Genomic DNA, 21,916 nt, shown 5'->3' with positions numbered 1-21,916 from the left:
GGGGATCAGAGCCTATGCGTATCCTAATCGTTAGTCCGGAAGCCAACCCCTTTGCCCGCGCCGGCGCTCTGGCGGAGATTATCTACGGTCTGGCCAAGGCCCTGTCCCAACGGGGTGATCAGGTCGCCGTTGTTCTGCCTCTGTATCGCCAGGTAAAAGAATCATCGTGGGACTTGAAGCCGACCGGTACGAGCATATCTATTCCTCTGTCCATTAAAACCCTAACGACTGATATCTATACTACCCGCCTGGACCCAGGGCTGGATTTCTATTTCATCGGCCAGGATAGTCTTTATGACCGGGAAGGATTGTATGGCACCCAGTTCGGGGACTACCAGGACAACGCCGAGCGTTTTATCTTTTTCAGCCGTGCGGTGCCGGAACTGCTCAACGCCCTAAAACTCCACTTTGATGTCTGTCATTGTCATGAATGGCAGACCGGACTGGTGCCGGTTTACATTAAGACCCTGTATCAAGACTCTCCCTATTGTAAAAATCTGGCCACGGTTTATAGCGTCCATAATGTTGGCTACCAGGGAATTTTTTGGCATTATGACATGGCCCTGACCGGGTTGGGATGGGAGCTGTTCACTCCCAACCTGCTGGAATATTATGGTAAAATAAACCTGGAGAAAGGCGGCTTGGTAACTGCCGATATCATCAACACCGTCAGCCAGACCTATCGCCAGGAAATCCTGACGCCGGAGTTCGGCTTCGGTTTGGAGGGAGTCTTCCAGGAGCGCGCCGCTGATTTATACGGCATCTTGAACGGGGTCGATTATGAGCATTGGGATCCGGCGCATGACGCCTACCTTGCGGCCCCTTACGACGCCCGGAATCTGGCCGGCAAAGATCACTGCAAGCTTGACCTGATCCAACACTACGGATTGAAAGTTTCTCTTGACCAGCCGCTGATTGGCATGACCACCCGCCTGCGGGAACGCAAAGGATTGGATCTGGTCAGGGAGATCATGCCCCAATTGACCGATGCCAACATCGGCTTTGTGCTCCAGGGAACCGGTGAGGAAAGATATCAGTATGCCTTTATGGAACTCCAGAAACGCTATCCGGCATCGGTGGGGGTGAAAATAGGCTACTCGGAAGAAACCGCCCATAAGATTATCGCCGGGTCTGATATTTTTCTCATGCCCTCGCGTTACGAACCATGCGGTTTAGACCAGCTCTACTGCCTGCGCTATGGAACTATTCCAGTGGTGCGGGCCACCGGCGGCCTCAAAGAAACAGTGGTGGAATATGACCCCGTAAGCGGTCAAGGAACAGGTTTCACGTTTTCCAATTTTGATTCTCTAGAGCTCTGGATGGCGATTCAGCGTGCCATTGCCTTATATGGCAACCGCCCATCCTGGGACCTGCTGCGGCGGCAGGCAATGCAACAGGAATTTTCCTGGCTGCACGCCGCCGGACAATACCAGGAGCTTTACCGGAAGGCCGTACAGAAAAAACTAACCCAGGCACCGAGAGACATCTGAAATGCCTCTTAACCGGTTATCATTCCTTACTCAGTTAATCGATCTCTTCACCTCTACCGTCAGCTATAACGAGAGGTTGGATAATTTTGTCTATCTCTTGGCCCGCAATCTGAGAGTGGACCTGATTCTTTTTTTCGGTCTGGATAAAAACCGGGAGACCCTCTTCCTGAGCGCTGATAGCCAAAGAAGCGAAGTGGCCCGGCCCCGGGTGGAATTCCCTCTGGGCGTTGGCATTGTGGGGCAGACGGCCCAAACCAGATGCCCCCTGGTGCAGCATCTAGATGCCCCTGGGACAAAAGACAGCAACCTGGCTATAGAGGCTATATTCCCTATATATCAGACCCTTACCAGTTTTCCCGTTGCCGATGATAATTTTCTCTACGGCGTTCTGCTGCTCGTCGATAAAGCCCGGCGTGAGTATGATCCCTACGATCAAGAGACCATCCTGATCGCCTGCCGGATGTTGGCGGGCAACATCCGGCAGGCTCTTCTCCACGAGGAGGCCAAAAAGCGCATCGCCGAATTAGCCGTGCTCTTCGACGTCGGCAAGGCCATGAGCTCCACTATGGAGTTGAACGCCCTCTTGGAGAGAGTGGTGAGCATCAGCGCCAAGGTGATCAATGCCCGAGGAGCAACTCTGCGCATCGTTGACGAAGTATCCGGACAGGACCAGGTCAGTGCCGAATATGGCGACATCCCCGGCGGTTTCCCGTCGCTGGAAACCATTACCGGTCAGCCACCTTCCGGAACCGGCGAAATGCCCTGTGTGGCCTCCGAGGTCGCTGATGCGGGTGGCAATAAGCATTATTATTTAGGCGTGCCGCTCAATCTAAAAGGTCATTTGAAGGGGATGCTCTCCGTTTATGACAAGCAGACCCCCAACCAGCGGTACCAACAGTTTGATTCCGAGAACCGCCAGTTACTCCAGACTTTGGCGGGAATGGCGACCAGCAGTATTGAAAATGCTCTAGCCTTTCAACAGATAGAATCTCTGGCAGAAAAAAATGAACATATGGTGAATGTCCTGACGGTGTTGCATGATATCTCCTATGCGCTGATGACCACCGTCAATCTAGACAAGATTCTGACCATTCTGATCAAAGGCCTTACCCTGAACAATGCCATGAATTATGATCGGGCCCTGGTCTTTCTGATCGATAAATTCAGGAATGGTCTTGTCGAAGTACGATATTCCGGGGGACAGGAAGCGCCACCCAGATTGCCGCTGCGAGAAGCCCTGCTGCTGGACAATGACCAGAAATTAAGACCCGCCCTGGGCACCGCCGGTCCTATCCGGGTAAGGTTGGAAGAAGATCAGGGGGTGTTGGCCCGGACGGCCCTATATAAAAAGGCCTTTCATATTACCCAGGCCGACCAGAATGTCTTAGTAAACCAAGCGATTCGAGCCAAACTAGATACCCTGGAATTTTTGACCGTGCCGCTTCTGGTCAAGGACGAAGTGATCGGCGTCGTTGTCATTGATAATTATCAATCGAAAAAGCCCCTTAAAGACGAGGACTTGCATTTCCTTACGATGTTTGCCAATCAGGCGGCTTTGGCCATTGAGAACTCCCGTCTGGTTGCCACTATTGAGTCCAGTAATAAAGAACTGACCCTCATCCGGGAGAGGATGCTGGAATCAGACCGTCTGGCGGCCATGAGCAGCATGGCAGAGGGACTGGCCCACGAAATCCGCAATCCCCTGGTTTCCATCGGCGGTTTTGCCCGACGTATAAGTAAACAGGTGGCTTCCGAGGATCCCATCAGACAGTACGTTGATGTGATTGTTGACGAGGTCGGTCGGCTGGAAAAAATTCTACGCCAGATGTTTGACTTTACCGGGGATGCCATCGGTCACTTCCAGGAACATGATCTCAATAAATTAGTGGCTGACGCACTGACCCTCATCCAGCGCGACCTCGACCGGGATAATATTCGGGTTGTCAAGCAGTATGCCGAGTTGCCCCTGGTGTTCTGCGACGACCGTCAGATAAAACTGGTATTCTATCACATCTTTCAGAATGCCCAGCAGGCTATGGGGAGCGGGGGGACGCTGACTATCCACACATTTCCCCTGGAAAAATCAGACGGCCTCTATGCTGCCATCGCCGTTTCGGATACCGGCGGCGGTATCCCGCCCGAATTGGTCCACAATATCTTTAATCCGTTCTTCACCACCAAGGAGATGGGAACCGGTCTGGGGCTCTCTATCGCGCAGCGCATTGTCGCTCGCCACTACGGCGACATCGAAATTAATAATGAACTAGGCAAAGGTATTACGTTTACCGTGACCCTGCCCATCGCCAAGTACTGTTTACTTGATGCTAGAACAACATCGCCATTGGAGGAAAACTAGAGGAGATTTAACATGAAACGAATTCTTGTGGCGGATGATGAGATGAGTATACGTTTATTGTATAGCGAAGAATTGAGAGAGGAGGGCTATGAAGTGCTCACCGCCGCCAATGGTCGCGAAGCCCTGGAAATAGTAGAAAAGGAGCCTCTCAATCTGATCATCTTGGATATCAAGATGCCGGAAATGAGCGGTATTGAGGTACTGCGGCAGATCAAAGAGAAGCACCCCAACCTTCCTGTCCTCCTGAGTTCGGCTTATAGCGAATATAAGCAGGACTTCGGCACTTGGGCCTCAGAAGAATATCTGGTTAAGTCTTCCGATCTGGAAGATTTGAAAACCGCGGTGCGTAAGCACCTGAAGGATTAAACCGGTCGGCGCCGAGCGACGCGAGGAGGTCTAGCATGGCAAAAATCAAGATATTTTTGCTGATTCTTTTTACATCTCTACTTACTTACTTTATTATTGAAAATTCGGTATTGGCTCCGCCCATAAAGGTTTTTGGCAAGGAATTGATTCAATTACACACATCGCTCATCATCATTATTTTTTTCGTTCTGGGTTTTATCCTCGGATGGCTAGGCCACGTCGGTTGGCGTCACCGGCGCCGCAAAGCGGCTGAATCTTCCTTAGGAGAAGAGAAAATTCGAGAGTCCGCGAAAGATGAAGAGTCCGCCGAGGAGAAGGAGAAACAGGAGTAACATCGCCTGAAAGACGGCGCTGAGGATGAGGGCGAAGATCGCCTTAGGAACAGTAAGATTGAAAGTTTGGCCGAGTCCGATGACCAGGACCCAAAAGCCCCAGACGGCGGCGGCCAAGGAGCCGACCAGGGGTATCAGGCAGGCAAGCATGGGGGCCTCGGCATAGGCGGCGACCCGGAACACTGCTTCAAACGTAGTCTCACTCGGTCCGGTCAGGCGGACGGCCCAGGTCAGGCAGATGCTCAGGAAAAATTGCCCTGCCGCCACCAGGAGCGGCGCCAGCAGGAAGAGTCCGACAATCAGCTTGGGGGTGTTGAGGAATCTTAATGTTTGGGTGAGGAGCATACCGGAAGCCGATTCAGATAATCCTCCCTCCAAGAGGGCCTGCCAGATAAGCGAACTGAGCAGTCCCAATGTGCCCACCACCAGAGCGAAGCCTAGCGGTTCCCCCAGGCCGCCGGTGGTTGGCAGGGTTTGAAAAAAGCTTCTCGGTCGTCTCAAAATTCCCGTCAGCGTCGAGCACAAGGCTGGGAGAATCGAAAGCGACGGGTCTTCCCACGGCGGCAGCGGTTTTTCCTGCGGCAATGCCTCTTCGGCCGTCGCATCAGTCCAATCAATCGGAGGTAAACTCATCGAGGCCTCTTTCCAGGTAGGTTTTTATCTGTTTGGGGTTTTTCATACCGTACCAGACAATCTCTTTATCGGCGGACTGGCGTTTTTGGATAACGATGTTGCCGATACCCAGCAAGGTTTGGGTCAAGCCGCAGCGTATCTTGATAGCGGCGATATCCGGCCAGGGCACGATTTCCCGGCGCCTCGGGTAGTGCCAGATTTTCATTACTCCTTCTGAGTCGGCGGCGTATTCCTGGCCCCATTTTAGGTACCAGACACCGGCCAGCAACAGGGTTCCGAGGACCAGTCCTATTGCTGGACTAAGACCTAACTGGTCGGCAAAATCGGGATTTAGCTGCGGTCCGAACCAGCAGATGGCGATGGCGAGATAATACAAATAAAAGGCCCGCCAGGAGGTGGTGAAGACCTTTTTGGTGTCCGGATGCCTCTCTGATTGATTCATGGTTTCCTCTGGAACGGTAATGATAGAAGATTTGGATTGGGATTTCAAGAAAAACAGCGCTAACTCAGGAACGAATGGGCGTCAATAGGCCACCTGAAACCCTTTCTGGTCGCCCAGATACGGTTCGTAGGAGACATGTACTTTATGAACCGCGGCATAAGGTGGCCCCTGGTAGCACCAGGCCAAGATTTGGCTGACTGCGGCTCGGTCTCCTTCGAACAAGGCCTCCACGCTGCCGTTGGGCAGGTTGCGGACCCAGCCCTGAATACCGAGTTTTCGCGCCTCGTCCCGGGTGGAGGCGCGGAAGAAGACGCCCTGGACCCGGCCTTCGATCACGGCGCGGGCGCGCAGCATATTTTGAGTCATGTTATCCTCCCGATCAACTGAGCGAAACCGGCCTCATCCAGGATAGTCAGGCCCAGCTCCAGCGCTTGGGCGTATTTAGTGCCGGGGTCTTTGCCCACCACCAGGTAATCGGTTTTGGCTGAGACGGAGCTGCTGACCTTGCCGCCTTGGGCGGTCACCAGGGCTTTGGCTTCATCTCGGGAAAGTTGTTGCAGTCTGCCGGTGAAGACAAAGGTCTGGCCGGCCAGGGGGGTGGTCAGGACTTGGGTTGCTGCCTGCGGCTGCAGGTTGGCCTGCAGTAATTTGGCCAATAAAGCCTGGTTTTTGGGGTTTTGAAAATAGTCCCGAATGCTGGCGGCCACCTGGGGACCGATGCCTTCGATCAGGAGGAGGTCTTCCACCGCCGCCGCCTTCAGGGCGTTCAGGGTCTGGAAATGGCGGGCCAGGAGGTTGGCAGTGGCCTCCCCGACATAGCGGATCCCCAGGGCATAGATGAATCGTCCCAGGGACGGCTTTTTGCTGCCGGCAATGGCCTGCACGATATTCTGGGCCGATTTTTCGGCGAAGCGCTCCAGGGGTAGCAGGTCAGACGCCTGCAGGCGGTAGAGATCGGCCACATCCTGCACTAATCCTTGATCAATGAGCTGCTCGATGATCTTTTCCCCCAAGCCGTCGATATCCATCGCCCCTTTGCTGGCAAAGTGGCGGATGGCGCGTTTCAGTTGCGCGGAGCAGTCCGGGTTGGGACAGCGGGTTACAGCCTCACCCTGCGGTCGCACCAGAGGAGTATCGCATACCGGGCATCTTTCCGGCATTTTGAATGGCTTTTCGCGGCCGGTGCGCCGGCTGGTGATTACCTTTACCACTTCAGGGATAACGTCTCCGGCCCGCTGAATCAACACCCAATCGCCCTCCCGGACGTCCTTGCGGGCTACTTCGTCTTCATTGTGCAAAGTGGCTCGGCTTACGGTGACGCCCCCCACCTCCACCGGTGCCATGATGGCCGTCGGGGTGACGGCGCCGGTGCGCCCCACCTGGACGATGATTTTCCGTACCTGAGTAGTTGCCTGAGTAGCGGCGAATTTATAGGCCAGGGCCCACCTCGGGCTGCGGCTCTTGATCCCTAATCGAGTCTGCAACTCCAGGGAATCGACCTTGATGACCACGCCGTCAATCTCATAAGGCAATCCGTGGCGCAGTCCTTCCAGGCGATGGTGATAGGCAACGGCCGCCTCAATGCCCTGGCAACGGTCGACATACGGGTTCACCCGCAGCCCCCACGTTTTTAAGGTCTGCATGACTTCCCAATGGCTGGAGAACTCGCGTCCGGCTACTTCCCCTATGCCATAGCAATATATTTTCAATGGTCGACCGGCGGTTACTGCCGGATCGAGCTGCCGGAGGGATCCGGCGGCGGCGTTGCGGGGGTTGGCAAAGGCTGGCTGCCCCTGGGCCTCGCGGGCGGCGTTGAGCTTTTTAAATTCGGCCAGTTCGATATACACCTCGCCTCGCACCTCTAGGAAGGCTGGCGCCGGGGTTGTCTCCCGCCGCAAGACCAGGGGAATGGTCTTAATGGTCCTGAGATTCTGGGTGACGTTTTCACCCCGATGGCCGTCTCCGCGGGTAGCGCCGATGGCAAGGAGACCGTCCTCGTAGGTCAGATTCACCGCCACGCCGTCCATCTTGGGTTCGAGGACGTAATCGAATTCCGCCTGCTGGTGCAAGAACCTCTTAAGCCGCGGCTCGAATTCCTGCACCTCACCCTCGCTGAAGGCGTTTTCCAACGACAGCATGGGCTGGCGGTGCGTTACGGACTCAAATTTTTCCGCCGGTCCGCCGCCTACCCGCTGCGTCGGGGAGTCGGGAGTAACCAGTTCCGGATACTCTTCCTCCAGCCGCTCCAACTCCCGGAACAGTAGGTCATATTCGGCATCAGAAATCTCCGGGTCGTCCAGGACATAGTAACGGTAGTCGTGGTAGTGGATCTGGTCCCGCAACCGGGCTGCTCTGGCTGCTATTTCTATAGTTATCCTGGCATTATCTATCATAAGTTTAGTATTATTAATTACTTAATTCTTCCCGGTCTTGTAAGAACGTTCTAATAAATTTAGGATCGCGAACACAATGAAATAACCCGAAAATAATAATTGTGCTTCCTGCCAATCGATAATAAATGGCATAAGGGAATCTTCTGAGAAGACGCCGACGAAATTCACCATAAACCTTTGGTAACCCTTGGGATATCTGATCAAATCATGGGTGCAAGCCCAAAACATTCGCAGGAATTCCTCCCCGAGCCCTGGCGATTTCCCATCATACCAGGCATACCCGGTCAGGATATCGTTTTCTACTTCAGGGAGAAAACGGACAGCTTTCGTCATTTTCGGCTTTCTATACGTTCCTGAAGCTCTTCTAACGAAAGCAAATCTCCTGGATGAGCCATATACCTTTTTAGTCTTCTTTCCAATTCCTCGACATGACTCTGCGGCACAGGAACTTTGGCCTCATCCCTGATAATACTATCCCAAAGGTCCTCTACTAATAATATCTTTTCGGCAGTACTTAATTGATTTATATATGGTATATCGTTCGCACGCATCTAGGAACTCCTTTAGCAATCCTAATTGATCTAAGTCTTTTTCAGCCCGCCGGGAAATCTCAACGTGATATTTCACAACCCACGGGCCTTTTCATATTCATCCAAGGAAATGACCCTGCCTTGGGCTACATCCTCCCGGCCTTCTTGGATTGCCGTCCAATCATCGTCAGTCAGTAATTCATCTTCTTGTTCATAGAGAAATTCCACAAATTTTCGGAGGGCATGACTATCAGGTCCCTGATAAATGGTATGAATCATAAAAAGTAATTGCTCATCGATATTTATTTTCATTATTTGCTCTACAAGGACAATACTCCAATCGGTATACTTCAGCTATCTGAGAGAATAGAGCAAGGAATGGTGGGCGTGCCCATCCTACGTTTAAAAACCTTGATTTCTCGATGATTGCCACTACCCGTGGGTTACCCGTAAACCATGAAAATTGGTGTCGGAGCATTCCAAAAGGCGGGATGCGCTCCGCTTTTCCGTCCTACAACAACACTGCAGCACCGGCAGATCCATCCCTTGGAGCGAATCTTGTATTCGCCCCAAGCGACTGAGTTGTTACAGGTATTTTAAAAACCTCTCTTTGTATTTATAATTACTTTCAGTATCGACATCAACCAATTTATTTTTTATTAGGTGAGCATTAATAAATGTCTTATTGGTAAGGTATAAATAAACCTGATCAGAATCTTCAGATACTTTTTCGTCCTTCCGGAAAAACACTTTACTACCCTTAGTCAATTTTTTGAGAAATTCTATGGCATCTCCATTTTTTCCTGGAATTTCCTTGATTCCGAGTAAAGATATATATTGGCCATTATTCAAAAGCAGTCTTGTAGGAGATAAAATCTCCCGTACTCGAGAATAATCTTCTTTCTTTCTGCTAGTCGAATCAATCTTTGAACCATAAGTCCTTTCTTTCGGGTTATTTTTTTTATCAAAGCGTATCGGATCATGGAATACATACGGCAAGGCGGCGATGCGAGTCATATGGTCGGTAGGAGCCTTTTTCCGTTGGGTTAGTACAACCTCATCGGAACCAAAAAGGGCTCCGTGCTGCAGCCCCAATTTCTCCTGAATGATCGGCAGAAATTCCTCGTTGATCTCATAGCCCACCGAATTCCGGCCCAGATTCCTGGCCGTCAGGCTGGTGGTGCCGCTTCCCAAGAATGGGTCCAGGACGGTCTCCCCCACAAAGGTAAACATCTTTATAAGACGCCGGGGCAGCTCTTCCGGGAACATGGCCAGGTGTTTAGACTGCTTTTCGCCGGGGAAGTTCCAGTGGCCCTGGAAATAGGTTTTCCATTCCTCCTGGCTCATTCGGGACCGCTCTTTTACTTCAGCCGAGGCCGGCGGTGTCGCTCCGGGCTTTTTGAAGATCAAAATAAACTCATAGTCCAGCTTCAGCATACCGTTGCGGGGGAAGGGAAACGATCCCATGATGGTGGCCCCGCCGCTGGTGTTGCAGGTGGTGACCTTCTGCCAGATGATCGCCCCCATGTAATCGAAGCCCATGGTTTCGCAGAACTTGATGATCTCGGTGCGGATGGGCATGATCTTATACCGGCCATAGTAGGCCGCCCGGGCGAACTGGTCGCCGATATTGACACACAACCGGCAGCCGGGGTGCAGCACCCGCCAACACTCCTGCCAGACCAGGTTGAGATGGTTGATGTAGTCCTCATAGGAGTCATCGTAGCCGATCTGCTGTTTCGGCCCATAGTCCTTCAACTGCCAGTAAGGTGGCGAGGTTACCACCAGGTGCACTGTGGCATCCGCCAATTCCGGCATCCGGCGGCAGTCGCCGACGATGATCCGATGACTGGTCAAAGATAGTCTATCCTTTCATCCATAAGAAATAATTTCATAGTAAATGTTCTCTTGCCGAACGTCAAGTTTTAGATATGATGACATAATGGTGATAGAGATTTAAAGAGAAAGATTGAGGAGGAGTTCTATGTCTCTGGTCATTCAGGAAGTGCGCAACGCTATCGGCATTATTACTTTTGATAACTATGACCGGCGCAACGCTCTCAGTAAGGCCTTTATTGCAGATATTATGACTGCTATGAACAGCCTGCTCTATGAAGAAGTCCGGGTAATTATTTTCCGGGCCCACCCTGGCGCCAAGGTCTGGTCCGCCGGGCATGATATCATGGAACTCGAGCGGCCGGGGCGGGACCCTTTGGGTTACTATGATCCTTTGGAAAAGATCATCCGGGCGATTCAGAACTGTCCGACGCCGGTCATCGCCCTGATCGAGGGGGGGGTCTGGGGCGGAGCCTGCGAACTGGCCTGTATCTGTGATATTCTGATCGGCGGTCCCAATGCTTCTTTTACGATTACGCCATCCCGTTTCGGCATTCCCTACAATCCCTCCGGTATTCTGCATCTGATCAACCGGTGCGGCTTGGGCGCGGCCAAGGAAATGTTCTTTACCGCCCAGTCGGTGAATGCCGAACGGGCCTTGCGGCTAGGAATCTTAAATCACCTGGTAGCGGCAACAGAATTGGAAGACTTTACCTATGACCTGGCCGGAGCCATCGCCCGCAATTCGCCCCTGAGCGTCTCCGTCATCAAAGAGCAGCTCCGGATTTTCAGCAATGCCCTGGCCCTCAATCCGGAGACCTTCGAACGTATCCAGGGCCTGCGCCGTCTGGTCTGGGATAGCGAAGACTACATCGAGGGGAAAAAGGCCTTTCTGGAAAAGCGGGCGCCGATATTTAAGGGAGAGTGAGACGATCAGGCCAGGCGGAATTAAAAAAGGCGCCTCGCAGGGAAAGATATTTCGGCGCCATTGCCCACTTGGAATGGCAGGTAAGATAAACCTGACCTGGATCGGATGTCACTGCCCGCTAGCGGCGGAATAGGGAAAACAGGAGGGTCAGGATGATGCTGACAACAATACAGGTGCCGAGCGGAAAATACAGAGTGAATTTTTCGCGTTCAATCGTGATATCTCCCGGCAGTTTCCCCAGCCAGGGAATTTTGGGGGCGATTATCAGGATCAGGCCGATACCGGCCAGAATGAGTCCGAAAAGTATTAAAGTCTTTCCTAAGCCGCTCATGGTAATGTCCTTTTAACCAGTGTGCATTAAATTATATCATAGAGGTTCCTGCAAAAATCATCTTTTCCTCCGCTATCATTACGGGCGTGGTGAGCTGTGTATACTTAACCCGTTCGATATTTAGCCGGAGTGTCAGCAAGAATTTTGATAACATCCGGATATTATTAAGCGATAGACTATTCGAGACCTTCCTCCGGCAAACCCAACGGCTGTGAGGTTGTCACGGAATTCCCATCTGGCGGGATAGAGATGCATAATATTTAGTGGGCATTGCTCCTCTAATTTATTATACTTTCCTCATGCAAACTATCGCTATTCTTGCCCTGTTCATCTGGGCCGGGTTGCTCTTTTCGCCCACCCCCGTTCCAGCCCTTGCTCCCGAGGATCTCATTATCGTCTATAACCGCAATCTGCCGGAGAGTAAGGCTGTTGCCTCCTATTATGCCGATAAACGCCGGGTGCCGGCGGAGAATCTCCTGGCTGTAGACGTTCCCCCGGGTGAAAATTTTATACGGGATGACTATGAGAGGCAACTGGCTGAACCGGTGCGCCGGAAGGTGCAACAGTTTCAAACCGGAGGAAGGCATCCGGCCATACTTCTGGTCTATGGCATTCCCCTGCGAGTGGATGATCTGTTATTCTCCCATTGGTTTAATTTGGATCAGGAATTTCTCACTCTGGCCCAGACCAAGGCTCAGGAATTAGTCAACCTCTGTTGGCGCCTTACCAACCAGCTGGATGTCCTGCTGGGCGAGGCAAAACTTCCGGCCGGAGAGACCCCGCCGCCTTCGGAGGTTGTCCGTCATACCCGGGAGACTGTGGAGCGGGCGGGGCAGTTCCTCCAGAAAAAACCAGTCCGTCGGGGCTTCGACCTCAAACGGACCAACATCGCCGCCCAGATGATCAAACTGACCGGCTCCGAGCCGGAGTTCGAAGCCTTCCGCCAGAAGGCTCTCAGGCAGGGGAAGGGGGCGCATGTTTCGCTACCGCCCCAGTTCCATCACTATGTTCTCCTGAAGACGGGGCAGGAAGAAGCCGGTTTTCGGGGGGTCTTGCCCGAGACCGCGCTGGAACTGGCCCCCTCCATCCGCCACACCAATGGTCTCCTGGGAGAGCTGCAGTTTTGGGAACAGGTAATCCACATTTACCAAAATCCTCAGACCAAGGCGGCGGTGGACAGCGAATTAGCTCTGGTTCTGGCCGGACCGTATCAAATAGCCCAATGGTTGCCGAATCCTTTACAGGCCCGTTATGACCGGTTGCCTTTCATTCGGGGTATTCGGGATGCCACCCTCATGGTGGGTCGATTGGATGGCCCTAGCCCCGAGATCGCCAAACGTCTGGTGGATGACGCCCTGGCCGTAGAACAGACCGGACTTTCCGGTACTTTTTATATCGATGCCCGAGGACTGCCCGATAAACCTGATTCGGGTGGCTACGGCCGCTTCGACGGCCACCTTCGCAACCTGTATGATATCCTGAAAGAACAGACCTCTCTGCCGGTGGTCCTGGATAATAAGCCAACGCTTTTTCCTCAGGGTTCCTGTCCTCAGGCGGCCTTATACTGCGGCTGGTATTCCCTGAGAGAATATGTGGACGCCTTCACCTGGAAACAGGGAGCCGTTGCCTTCCATGTGGCCAGCTCCGAATGTACCACCCTGCGGCGGCACGGCAGCAACGTCTGGTGTAAGCGGCTGCTGGAAAAAGGTGTGGCGGCCACTTTGGGTCCGGTAGCCGAACCTTACCTCAATTCCTTTCCTCTCCCGGATGATTTTTTTCCTCTCCTGCTTACCGGTAAGTTGCCTCTCCTGGAAGTGTATTTCCGCACTATTCCTTACCTCTCCTGGCGCCAGGTCCTTATCGGGGACCCTTTATATAATCCCTTCCGGGAAAAACCTGTCCTCCAGACCGGGATATCCCTCCAATGAACGTTTAGTTAGAAAATAAAGTTTCCGGTTTCCGGTTTTTAGCTGTTGGTAAGTAATGACCATTATCTAAAAAAATCTTAGTCCGGTTTACCATTCTCTACCATCGGGATGCTTAAGAAGACATTTATCCATCTTCCAAAAGTCGGTCCAGCTACAGAACTACAATTCTGGCGTCAAGGGTTGCACACATGGGAAGATTTCCTGAAGGCGGGAAAAGTCCGGGGTCTAAGCCCACTGCGGTTAGAGATGCTGCAAAAAGAACTGGCAAGTTCCCTGAAGCATCTTGAGAACCCGGACTATTTTGGCCGCCGCCTGCCCTTTGCCGAGCATTGGCGGTTGTTCGAGCAATACCGACCGCAGACTGCCTATCTGGATATAGAGACTATCGGCTCGACCTGGCCGCATCTGTCAGTGACTGTTATCGGCTTGTATGATGGCCGGGGTTTCCGCCAATTTATTTTAGGAGAGAACCTTGCGGATTTCCCGGAGGTCATCCGCAATTATCAGATACTAGTTACCTTCAATGGTTCGCAGTTTGACCTTCCGGTCTTGGCAACATTTTTTAACGGGTGGCGCTTTCAGCAGACTCAGATTGATCTGCGTTTTGTATTAGCCCGTTTGGGTATTAAGGGCGGCCTGAAAAGAATTGAACGGCAGTTTGGCCTGGAGCGTCCTTTAGATGTGGCCGGGCTTGACGGATATGATGCCGTGCTCCTGTGGCAACGTTATCAACGAGGTGATCAGAGTGCTCTGGAAACTCTGCGGCGCTATAATCGGGAAGATGTAATAAATCTTGAGCGTCTTATGGAAAGAGCCTACGAACTATCCTGCCAAAGGGTTCTGGCTCCCCTGGCACAATGAAGCAGTTATGGCTATTAACCAAACGTGATACTTCGGTTGCCGGGGGCGAATACAAGATTCGCTCCTAGGGATGGTCCTGCCGGTGCTGCAGTGTAGTAGGGCGGGAAAGCGGAGCGCATCCCGCCTACTGGCATTCTTTGAAAATAAGTTTTGCTCAGGTTAGAAAGCCTGTGCTACCGGTAAATGATTTTCTGTGTTCGCGGGGGATCAACAGGTAATGGCAATTATCGAGAGATTCTTATTGTAAGGGCGAATCCGGGATTCGCCCTAAGCTGCTAGAACTATAGCTAAACGCTGGCAAATAAGTTATAATCCAAAATAGTTTTCTACTGCGGGATGTTCCCATGGATCGGCAAGGAGATGTTGATGTATTATTCGAAGATGTTGCTCCCCACTCTGAAAGAAACTCCGGCTGAGGCTGAAACCGTCTCTCATCAACTATTGTTGCGGGCCGGGATGATCCGCAAGTTGACTTCTGGCATTTACGACTACCTCCCCTTGGGTCTGATGGTTTTGCGCAAGGTTGAGGCTATTGTCCGGGAGGAAATGAATTGCGCCGGGGCGCAGGAGCTGCTCTTGCCGGCCGTGCAGCCGGCTGAACTCTGGCAGGAATCAGGGCGCTGGCAGATTTATGGCAAAGAGCTGCTGCGCTTCCAGGATCGGCATGACCGTGATTACTGTTTCGGTCCCACCCATGAGGAAGTAATCACCGACCTGGTACGCCGGGAGGTGCATTCCTATCGCCAACTGCCGCTGAATCTCTATCAGATTCAGACCAAATTCCGGGATGAAATCCGCCCCCGCTTCGGTCTGATCCGTGGCCGGGAGTTTATCATGAAGGACGGTTACAGTTTCGATATCGACGAAGCCGGCGCCGATCAGACGTATCGGGCCATGTACGACGCCTATACCCGCATTTTTTCCCGGTGCGGGCTGCGTTTTAAAACCGTCGAAGCCGACTCCGGTCCTATCGGCGGCAGTTTTTCCCATGAATTCATGGTATTGGCTGAGACCGGGGAAGACGTTGTGGTGTCGTGCACCGCCTGTGCCTATGCGGCCAATCTGGAGAAAGCTGAAATCCTGCCGACAGAATCCAGCCTTCCGGTTGAACCGCTGCTGCCACTGGAAAAGGTGCATACCCCTGGAGTCCGCTCCGTTAGCGAGGTAGCCGATTTTCTGCAGACAACGCCTGATAGAGTTCTAAAAACCATGATTTATCAGACCGATGAGGGTGCCGTGGCAGTCCTCCTGCGGGGCGACCACGAGGTCAATGAGGTCAAGCTGAAGAATTTTCTCCAGGTGAGCGAACTCTTTTTGGCCCCAGAGGAGGTTATTCGACAGGAAACCAACGCCGCCGTAGGTTTTGCCGGTCCGGTGGGGCTCAACCTTCCCATTTATGCAGATTACGGCCTCGGGTCAGCGGTAAATCTAGTAGCGGGGGCGAATGAGAATGATTATCATATAATCAACGTAAACTTTGATCGGGATTTAGTAGTAAAAGGATTTGCCGATCTGCGGCAGGCTTCGAATTCGGACCCCTGCCCCCGGTGTGGTGCTGCCCTCGAATTCCTTCGGGGTATCGAGGTCGGCCATGTCTTCAAGTTGGGCTATAAATATTCCAAGGCTCTGAAAGCCACCTTCCTCGACGACCAGGGGCGTGAGCAGTATATGTTTATGGGTTGCTACGGTATCGGTGTCAGTCGCATTGTGGCGGCGGCCATTGAACAGAACCACGATTTGGACGGCATCATCTTTCCGATGCCCTTGGCTCCTTTTCAGGTTCTTTTAGTCCCTATCGCCGCAAACGATGTCGACACTATGGCCGTCGCCAGCCGCCTCTATCAGGAGATACGTGCAGCCGGCATCGAAGTGTTGTTTGATGATCGGAACGAACGTCCCGGCATTAAATTTAAGGATGGCGATCTGTTGGGTATCCCCGTGCGGGTAGTTCTCGGTCCCAAAACGCTGGCCCAGGGTGCTGCGGAAGTCCGCCAACGGCGGTCCCGCGCAGTCCAGTTAATCCCCCTTGCCAGCCTCGTTGCGTATCTCCAAGATCATATTCAGGCAGAGATGATCCGCCCCACTTAGGCCACCATGGTCAGAATTATCCGTATCAATGATATAATTGACGAAGTGCTCAGCCACCATCCCGAAGCGGATGTTTCGCTCATCCAAAAAGCCTATATCTTCTCAGCCCGCTCCCATGAAGGTCAGACTCGCCTGAGCGGGCAACCCTACCTCAGCCACCCCCTGGAAGTTGCTTATCTCCTGGCCCAGATGGGTCTTGATCCGGTCTCAGTAGCCTGTGGTCTGCTCCACGATACCGTCGAGGATACCAACACGTCCCTCGATGACTTGGATGAGATCTTTGGCGAGGAAGTCACCGACATTATCAACGGCGTTACTAAGATCAGCCAAATCTCTTTTGATAAAAAAATCGACCAGCAGGCGGAGTACATCCGGAAGATGATCCTGGCCATGGCCCATGACATCCGGGTCATCTTGGTCAAATTAGCCGACCGGGTGCATAATATGCGCACCCTGGGCTATATGAAACCGGAAAGTCAAAAGCGCATCTCTCAGGAGACCCTGGACATCTTTGCTCCCCTGGCAGGGCGGTTGGGTATGGGGCGGATAAAAGCAGAATTGGAAGATTTGGCCTTTTATTATTTAGAACCCGAAATCTATCAGCAGATCCAAGATGGCCTGGCCCGCAAACGGGGGGAGCGGGAGCAATATATTAAAGAAATCAGTGAAATTATTAACCAGAAACTCGGCGAACATCATCTTGTGGGCGAGGTCAAAGGCCGTCCCAAACATTTGTACGGCATCTATCGCAAAATGATCGCCCAGCAGATCAGCCTGGACCAGGTCTACGACCTCATTGCCTTTCGCATTGTCTTGAAGACCTTATCGGAATGTTATGAAACCCTAGGCCTGATCCACTCCCTCTGGCGGCCGGTGCCCAACCGCTTTAAAGATTACATCGCCATGCCCAAGGCCAATAAGTATCAGTCCCTTCATACTACCGTCATCGGGCCATACGGGGAGCGGATGGAAATTCAGATCCGTACCGAAGGGATGAACCGGATCGCTGAAGAGGGGATCGCCGCCCATTGGGCTTATAAGGAACGTCGCCAGGTGCAGCAGGACGACAATCTCCGTTTTTCCTGGCTGCGACAGATAATCGAATGGCAGAAAGATCTGACCAATCCCCAGGATTTCCTCAATACCGTCCGGATGGAGCTTTACCCCGAAGAAGTTTTTGTCTTTACCCCCAAAGGTCAAATCAAGGAACTCCCCCGAGGCTCCACCCCGGTGGATTTTGCCTACGCCATCCATACGGAGGTCGGCCATCACTGCACCGGCGCTCGGGTCAACGGGCGTATGGTGCCTCTGAAATATGAGCTGCAGCATGGCGACAGTGTGGAGATCATTACCTCTCCCACTCATGTTCCGAGTCGGGATTGGCTTCAGTTCGTGCGCACCACCAGGGCCCGGAGTAAGATCAGACAGTGGCTCAAGACAGCAGAGCGGGAGCGGAGCGTTGCCTTCGGCAAAGAAATCTTAGAGCGGGAGTTTCGTAAGGCGGGTCTGAATCTGGGAAAAATGCTTAAATCGGGCGATGAACTGCAGAAAGCGGCCCAGGAGATGTCCTATGTGCGGGTCGAGGATTTGCTGGCTGGGATCGGTTTCGGGAAAGTGTCCGCCGCCCAGGTAATTGGCCGGATTTTGCCCAAGGAGGAGCAGGCGCCGGAAGAAGACGTCTGGCTTTCAAAGACCGCGGCCAAGGTGCCCGCCGCCGATAAGGGCGGAATCAGCGTCAAGGGTCTGGACGATATCCTGATCAATCTGGCCCGCTGCTGCAATCCTATCCCTGGTGATGATATCAGGGGATATATCACCCGCGGCAAGGGCGTTACCATTCACCGGTCCGACTGTCCGGTACTGGCCCGGACGGAAAGCCTCCGCCACCTGCCGGCTTCGTGGGACGGTGTGGCCGCCGGTCGGCATCCGGTGCGTATCCAGATTGTTACCGTAGATAAACCCGGCCTGTTGGCCGACATCAGCAGCGCCCTGAAACAGGCCGAGGCCAATGTTCTGAAAGCCAACATTGAGACCACGGTAGACCAGAAAGGCATCTCCCTGTTTACCCTCGAGGTGACTGATACCACCCATCTGGCCAAGGTCCTGAGTGCCATTAAGCGGATCAAAAGCGTCATCAGTGTTACCCGCATGATGGGCTAAAAAAACAGGATCAAGAGTTAACGGTCAATATAAAACTGATTGCTCATCCGACCATTGGTCGCCGACTACGGATACCGATCCGCACTGCAAAAGGTATCAAAATGCCGGGGGAAACCTTGTTTTCAGCCACAGCCGAAGGCGAAGACAAAATTTGCCCCAACAATAGGAATCTACCTTTGACCGCGAATTGGAATAACCTCTGCTTTTAACCCAATTCTGCTTCCTTCCTGGCAATTTCCAGCATGGTCTTGATAACCGAATCGGGAGTCAGGCTGATGGAGTCAATGCCACATTCCACCAGATAAGTGGCAAAATCAGGAAAATCGCTCGGAGCCTGGCCACAGATGCCGATCTTGCGATTATATTGCTTGGCGGTGGCGATGATATTCTGAATCATACGTTTGACTGCGGGATTTCGTTCATCGAACAGATGAGCGACCAGCTCCGAATCCCGATCAATACCCAGGGTCAGTTGCGTCAGGTCATTAGAGCCGATGGAAAACCCATCAAAAACCTGAGCAAATTCATCCCCCAGGATAACATTGCCGGGAATTTCACACATCACGTACACTTCCAGGTTATTTTCGCCCCGGACCAGGCCGTATTCCCGCATGACCTCGATGACCTGGCGGCCCTCCGCTGGAGTTCGACAGAATGGCACCATGATCTTGACATTATTGAGCCCCATGTCATTGCGAACCCGACTGAGCGCCAAACATTCCAGGGCAAAAGCGGGTTTAAAGACAGGATCGTAGTAACGGGAGGCACCCCGCCAACCCAACATCGGATTTGACTCCGCCGGTTCGAAGAGCCCGCCGCCGATGAGATTCGCATATTCGTTGGATTTGAAGTCGGACAGCCGGACAATGACATCTTTCGGAAAGAAGGCGGCGGCGATGCGACCAACCCCTTGAGCCAGGCGTTCGATGAAAAATTCTTTTTTGTCTTCATACAGTAAAGTGCGTGCCTCGATCTTCTCAAGCTCGCTAGCTACCAGAGGATCGGAGGCAGCTCTTTCCTGCAATTGTTCATAGTACACCAAGGCCAGAGGATGAATCCCGATATGAGAGTTAATAATAAATTCCTGTCTGGCCAGGCCGACGCCAGCATTAGGTATCTGGCAATCCAGGAAGGCTTTTTCAGGAATGCCGATATTCATCATGATCCTGGTGCGGGTGGGGGGCAGGGATTTAAGGTCAATACGCTCTACCTGAAATTCGAGCAGGCCCTCATAGATTTTCCCCTCCTCGCCTTCAGCACAACAGACGGTGATTGGCTGACCATCGTGGATGAGATTGGTGCCTTTTTCGGTACCGATAACGCACGGGATGCCAAGTTCCCGGGAGACGATGGCGGCGTGGCAGGTGCGGCCGCCCCGATTGGTGACAATAGCCGCTGCTCCTCGCATGATCGGCTCCCAATCCGGGTCAGTCATGTCTGTCACCAGGACTTCGCCCGGCTGAAATTGGGCCAGCGAAGCCGAGCTCTCAATGATGCGGGCCGGTCCCTGGCCAATTTTGGCGCCTACTGCCTGTCCCTGAACAATGACCTGGCTGCGCGCCGGAAGATAATAATTTTCAATGACAGTGAAATCACGCTGCGAATGGACGGTCTCCGGCTGAGCCTGAACAATATAGAGATGGCCGGTGCCTACTGCCCTGCCATCTCCGTCTTTGGCCCATTCAATGGCCATGGGCCGGAAATAACCGGTGGTTTCAGTGTAATGGTCTTCTATAATGCAGGCCCAACGGGCCAGGGTGATGATTTCTGCGTCAGTGAGGACGTAGCGGCGCTGCTCTTCTTCTGAGGTAGCGATTGTGCGTACCGGCCTGGTCTCGTCTTCGGTATACACCATTTTGATCTTGTGATCGCCCATCTTTTTGCTGACGATGGGATATTTCTCCATCTTCAGGGTAGGTTTAAAGACCTGATACTCATCCGGCGTTACCTGTCCTTGAATAATAGTTTCGCCTAATCCATAGGTGCCGGTGATATCGACGATGTCCTGAAAACCGGAATCGGTGTCGACGGAAGATAAAACCCCGGAACAGGCGGAATCGGAACGTACCATCTTTTGCACGCCTACGGATAAGGCCAGGTTGAACTGATCAAAGCCCTTGTCGTGCCGATAGCTGATGGCGCGATTGGTGAACAGGGAGGCAAAACAGCGCTTTACCGCCCGAATCAGAGAGATCCTGCCACGGACATTAAGGAAGGTCTCTTGCTGACCGGCAAAAGAGGCGTCGGGGAGATCCTGGGCCACGGCGGAGGAACGCACCGCCACATCCAGGTCAGTACCGGACAGTCCATACAGGTCTTCCAGTTCTTCATAGGATTTGCCGATTTCGGCCACTAAGGCGGAGGGCAGGGGGGCATCGAGGATAATGTCACGCACCCTCTTGCCCCGCCGCAGGAGGTCGTTCATATCACTGGTGTCCAGGCCGTCCAATATCTGCCGGATACTCTTTTCGATACCGGCGGTCTTTAAAAAATATCGATAGGCTCGGGCCGTAATGGCAAAACCGTTGGGAACCAGGATGCTTTTGGCGGCCAAATTGCGGATCATCTCCCCCAACGAGGCTATCTTGGCCCCCACCAGTTGAGTGTCAGCCATGCTGATTTCATCAAACCAAAGGATAAACTTTTCTTCTTTGGCCCCCATTGATTGTGCCCTCCTCAAATTTAACCCCGTTAATGATATGAATGACTAACCAAACCGTAAATTTTTAGGTTAGCATACCTTTAGCTTTGATGTCAATGTAAAGTAGCAGTATTTACGACTTCCGGGCGAACGATAAAGGGCTGGCAGAATATATAAGCGTGCAGCCATCAACTTACGGATATCACTAATCAAGATAGAGTATTCGGGAGTGCTCTGGCAAAATTGTGAGCTTCCGTTGGAGGTATCGTTGAGGGTAATATCTGGCGGCTTAAGGTGAGAGGTCCAGAAAAATTTGGTAATACTTCAGCTATCTGCGAAATAGATCAAGGAATAGAGGGCGGTACCCACCTTCCATTTAAAAACCTTGATTTCTCGATAATTGCCATTACCTGTGGGTTACCCGCGAACTATGAAAATCATTTCCCGGTAGCGCAGGCTTGCTAGTCTGTGCAAAAAGTATTTAGGGAGAATTACAGTAGGCGGGAGGCGCTCCGCTTTTTCTAGATGACCGAGGGTTACCAGAGAACCTCCTCCCGCCGGAACGGCAAAAAGGGGCTGATCGCCCCTTTTGTCGAGATTA

At 52.6% G+C, this 21,916-nt stretch carries 18 protein-coding genes; 9 read left to right on the top strand and 9 right to left on the bottom strand.

From position 1 onward, the window contains the following. Window positions 1-14 precede the first annotated feature (14 nt). From glgA to DESAC_RS17035, 4 genes are read left to right on the top strand one after another with little or no spacing between them, the layout of a single operon-like run. Complete coding sequence (glgA, locus tag DESAC_RS12005) at window positions 15-1,490, top strand: glycogen synthase GlgA (protein WP_013707342.1); 1,476 nt, start codon at window positions 15-17, stop codon at window positions 1,488-1,490. A 1-nt stretch (window position 1,491) separates the two neighbouring features. Then, window positions 1,492-3,846, top strand: coding sequence for a GAF domain-containing protein (locus DESAC_RS15415; RefSeq protein ID WP_013707341.1), 2,355 nt, complete (start codon window positions 1,492-1,494; stop codon window positions 3,844-3,846). 12 nt (window positions 3,847-3,858) lie between these two features. Further along, window positions 3,859-4,212, top strand: coding sequence for a response regulator (locus tag DESAC_RS11995; RefSeq protein WP_013707340.1), 354 nt, complete (start codon window positions 3,859-3,861; stop codon window positions 4,210-4,212). Between the two features lie 35 nt (window positions 4,213-4,247). Next, window positions 4,248-4,544, top strand: a complete 297-nt coding sequence (locus DESAC_RS17035; protein WP_013707339.1) for a lipopolysaccharide assembly protein LapA domain-containing protein — start codon at window positions 4,248-4,250, stop codon at window positions 4,542-4,544. On the opposite strand, the gene DESAC_RS11990 is transcribed toward DESAC_RS17035, so the two are convergent. The 7 genes from DESAC_RS11990 to DESAC_RS11955 form a co-directional block, all read right to left on the bottom strand. After that, entirely contained in the window at window positions 4,473-5,177 is a 705-nt protein-coding gene (locus DESAC_RS11990) for a YIP1 family protein (RefSeq protein WP_013707338.1), read from the bottom strand. The genes DESAC_RS17035 and DESAC_RS11990 overlap by 72 nt on opposite strands. After that, window positions 5,158-5,619: a YdbT family protein gene (locus DESAC_RS11985; protein WP_013707337.1), complete on the bottom strand. Its 462-nt coding sequence runs from the start codon at window positions 5,617-5,619 to the stop codon at window positions 5,158-5,160. The genes DESAC_RS11990 and DESAC_RS11985 overlap by 20 nt, the downstream gene beginning before the upstream one ends. An 81-nt stretch (window positions 5,620-5,700) precedes the next feature. After that, window positions 5,701-5,985, bottom strand: coding sequence for an acylphosphatase (locus DESAC_RS11980; protein ID WP_013707336.1), 285 nt, complete (start codon window positions 5,983-5,985; stop codon window positions 5,701-5,703). Further along, complete coding sequence (ligA, locus tag DESAC_RS11975) at window positions 5,982-8,012, bottom strand: NAD-dependent DNA ligase LigA (RefSeq protein ID WP_013707335.1); 2,031 nt, start codon at window positions 8,010-8,012, stop codon at window positions 5,982-5,984. Before ligA ends, DESAC_RS11980 begins: the two co-directional genes overlap by 4 nt. A gap of 329 nt (window positions 8,013-8,341) precedes the next feature. Beyond that, window positions 8,342-8,563: an addiction module protein gene (locus DESAC_RS11965; protein WP_013707333.1), complete on the bottom strand. Its 222-nt coding sequence runs from the start codon at window positions 8,561-8,563 to the stop codon at window positions 8,342-8,344. 72 nt (window positions 8,564-8,635) lie between these two features. Further along, window positions 8,636-8,854: a hypothetical protein gene (locus DESAC_RS11960; protein WP_013707332.1), complete on the bottom strand. Its 219-nt coding sequence runs from the start codon at window positions 8,852-8,854 to the stop codon at window positions 8,636-8,638. A gap of 273 nt (window positions 8,855-9,127) precedes the next feature. Continuing rightward, window positions 9,128-10,399, bottom strand: coding sequence for a DNA methyltransferase (locus DESAC_RS11955; RefSeq protein ID WP_013707331.1), 1,272 nt, complete (start codon window positions 10,397-10,399; stop codon window positions 9,128-9,130). Between the two features lie 127 nt (window positions 10,400-10,526). On the opposite strand from DESAC_RS11955, the gene scpB reads away from it, so the two are divergent. Beyond that, window positions 10,527-11,306 carry a methylmalonyl-CoA decarboxylase gene (gene scpB, locus DESAC_RS11950; RefSeq protein WP_013707330.1) on the top strand — a complete coding sequence of 260 codons (780 nt, stop codon included), beginning with the start codon at window positions 10,527-10,529 and terminating at the stop codon, window positions 11,304-11,306. 118 nt (window positions 11,307-11,424) lie between these two features. Here the strand turns inward: scpB and DESAC_RS11945 are convergent, their stop codons facing one another. After that, on the bottom strand, window positions 11,425-11,637 hold the full coding sequence (locus DESAC_RS11945; protein WP_013707329.1) for a DUF2905 domain-containing protein: 213 nt from the start codon (window positions 11,635-11,637) through the stop codon (window positions 11,425-11,427). A gap of 299 nt (window positions 11,638-11,936) precedes the next feature. Between DESAC_RS11945 and DESAC_RS15410 the strand changes: the two genes are divergently transcribed. The 4 genes from DESAC_RS15410 (at window position 11,937) to DESAC_RS11925 (ending at window position 18,674) form a co-directional block, all read left to right on the top strand. After that, entirely contained in the window at window positions 11,937-13,565 is a 1,629-nt protein-coding gene (locus DESAC_RS15410; protein WP_013707328.1) for a TIGR03790 family protein, read from the top strand. 180 nt (window positions 13,566-13,745) lie between these two features. After that, window positions 13,746-14,426 (top strand): ribonuclease H-like domain-containing protein, encoded by a 681-nt coding sequence (locus DESAC_RS11935; protein ID WP_169311539.1) that lies wholly within the window; start codon window positions 13,746-13,748, stop codon window positions 14,424-14,426. A gap of 366 nt (window positions 14,427-14,792) precedes the next feature. Beyond that, a complete protein-coding gene (locus tag DESAC_RS11930) occupies window positions 14,793-16,514 on the top strand; it encodes a proline--tRNA ligase (protein WP_013707326.1) in 1,722 nt (573 codons plus the stop codon). Window positions 16,515-16,520: 6 nt separating this feature from the next. Next, entirely contained in the window at window positions 16,521-18,674 is a 2,154-nt protein-coding gene (locus DESAC_RS11925) for a RelA/SpoT family protein (protein WP_013707325.1), read from the top strand. 205 nt (window positions 18,675-18,879) lie between these two features. Here DESAC_RS11925 and ppsA read toward each other — a convergent pair whose 3' ends face one another. Then, window positions 18,880-21,336, bottom strand: coding sequence for a phosphoenolpyruvate synthase (gene ppsA, locus DESAC_RS11920; protein WP_013707324.1), 2,457 nt, complete (start codon window positions 21,334-21,336; stop codon window positions 18,880-18,882). Window positions 21,337-21,916 lie beyond the last annotated feature (580 nt).

The sequence above is a fragment of the Desulfobacca acetoxidans DSM 11109 genome (assembly GCF_000195295.1).
In the GTDB taxonomy this organism is placed as follows: domain Bacteria; phylum Desulfobacterota; class Desulfobaccia; order Desulfobaccales; family Desulfobaccaceae; genus Desulfobacca; species Desulfobacca acetoxidans.
Note: the sequence above shows the minus strand (reverse complement) of the source record. Positions and strands in the feature narration are given on the sequence as shown.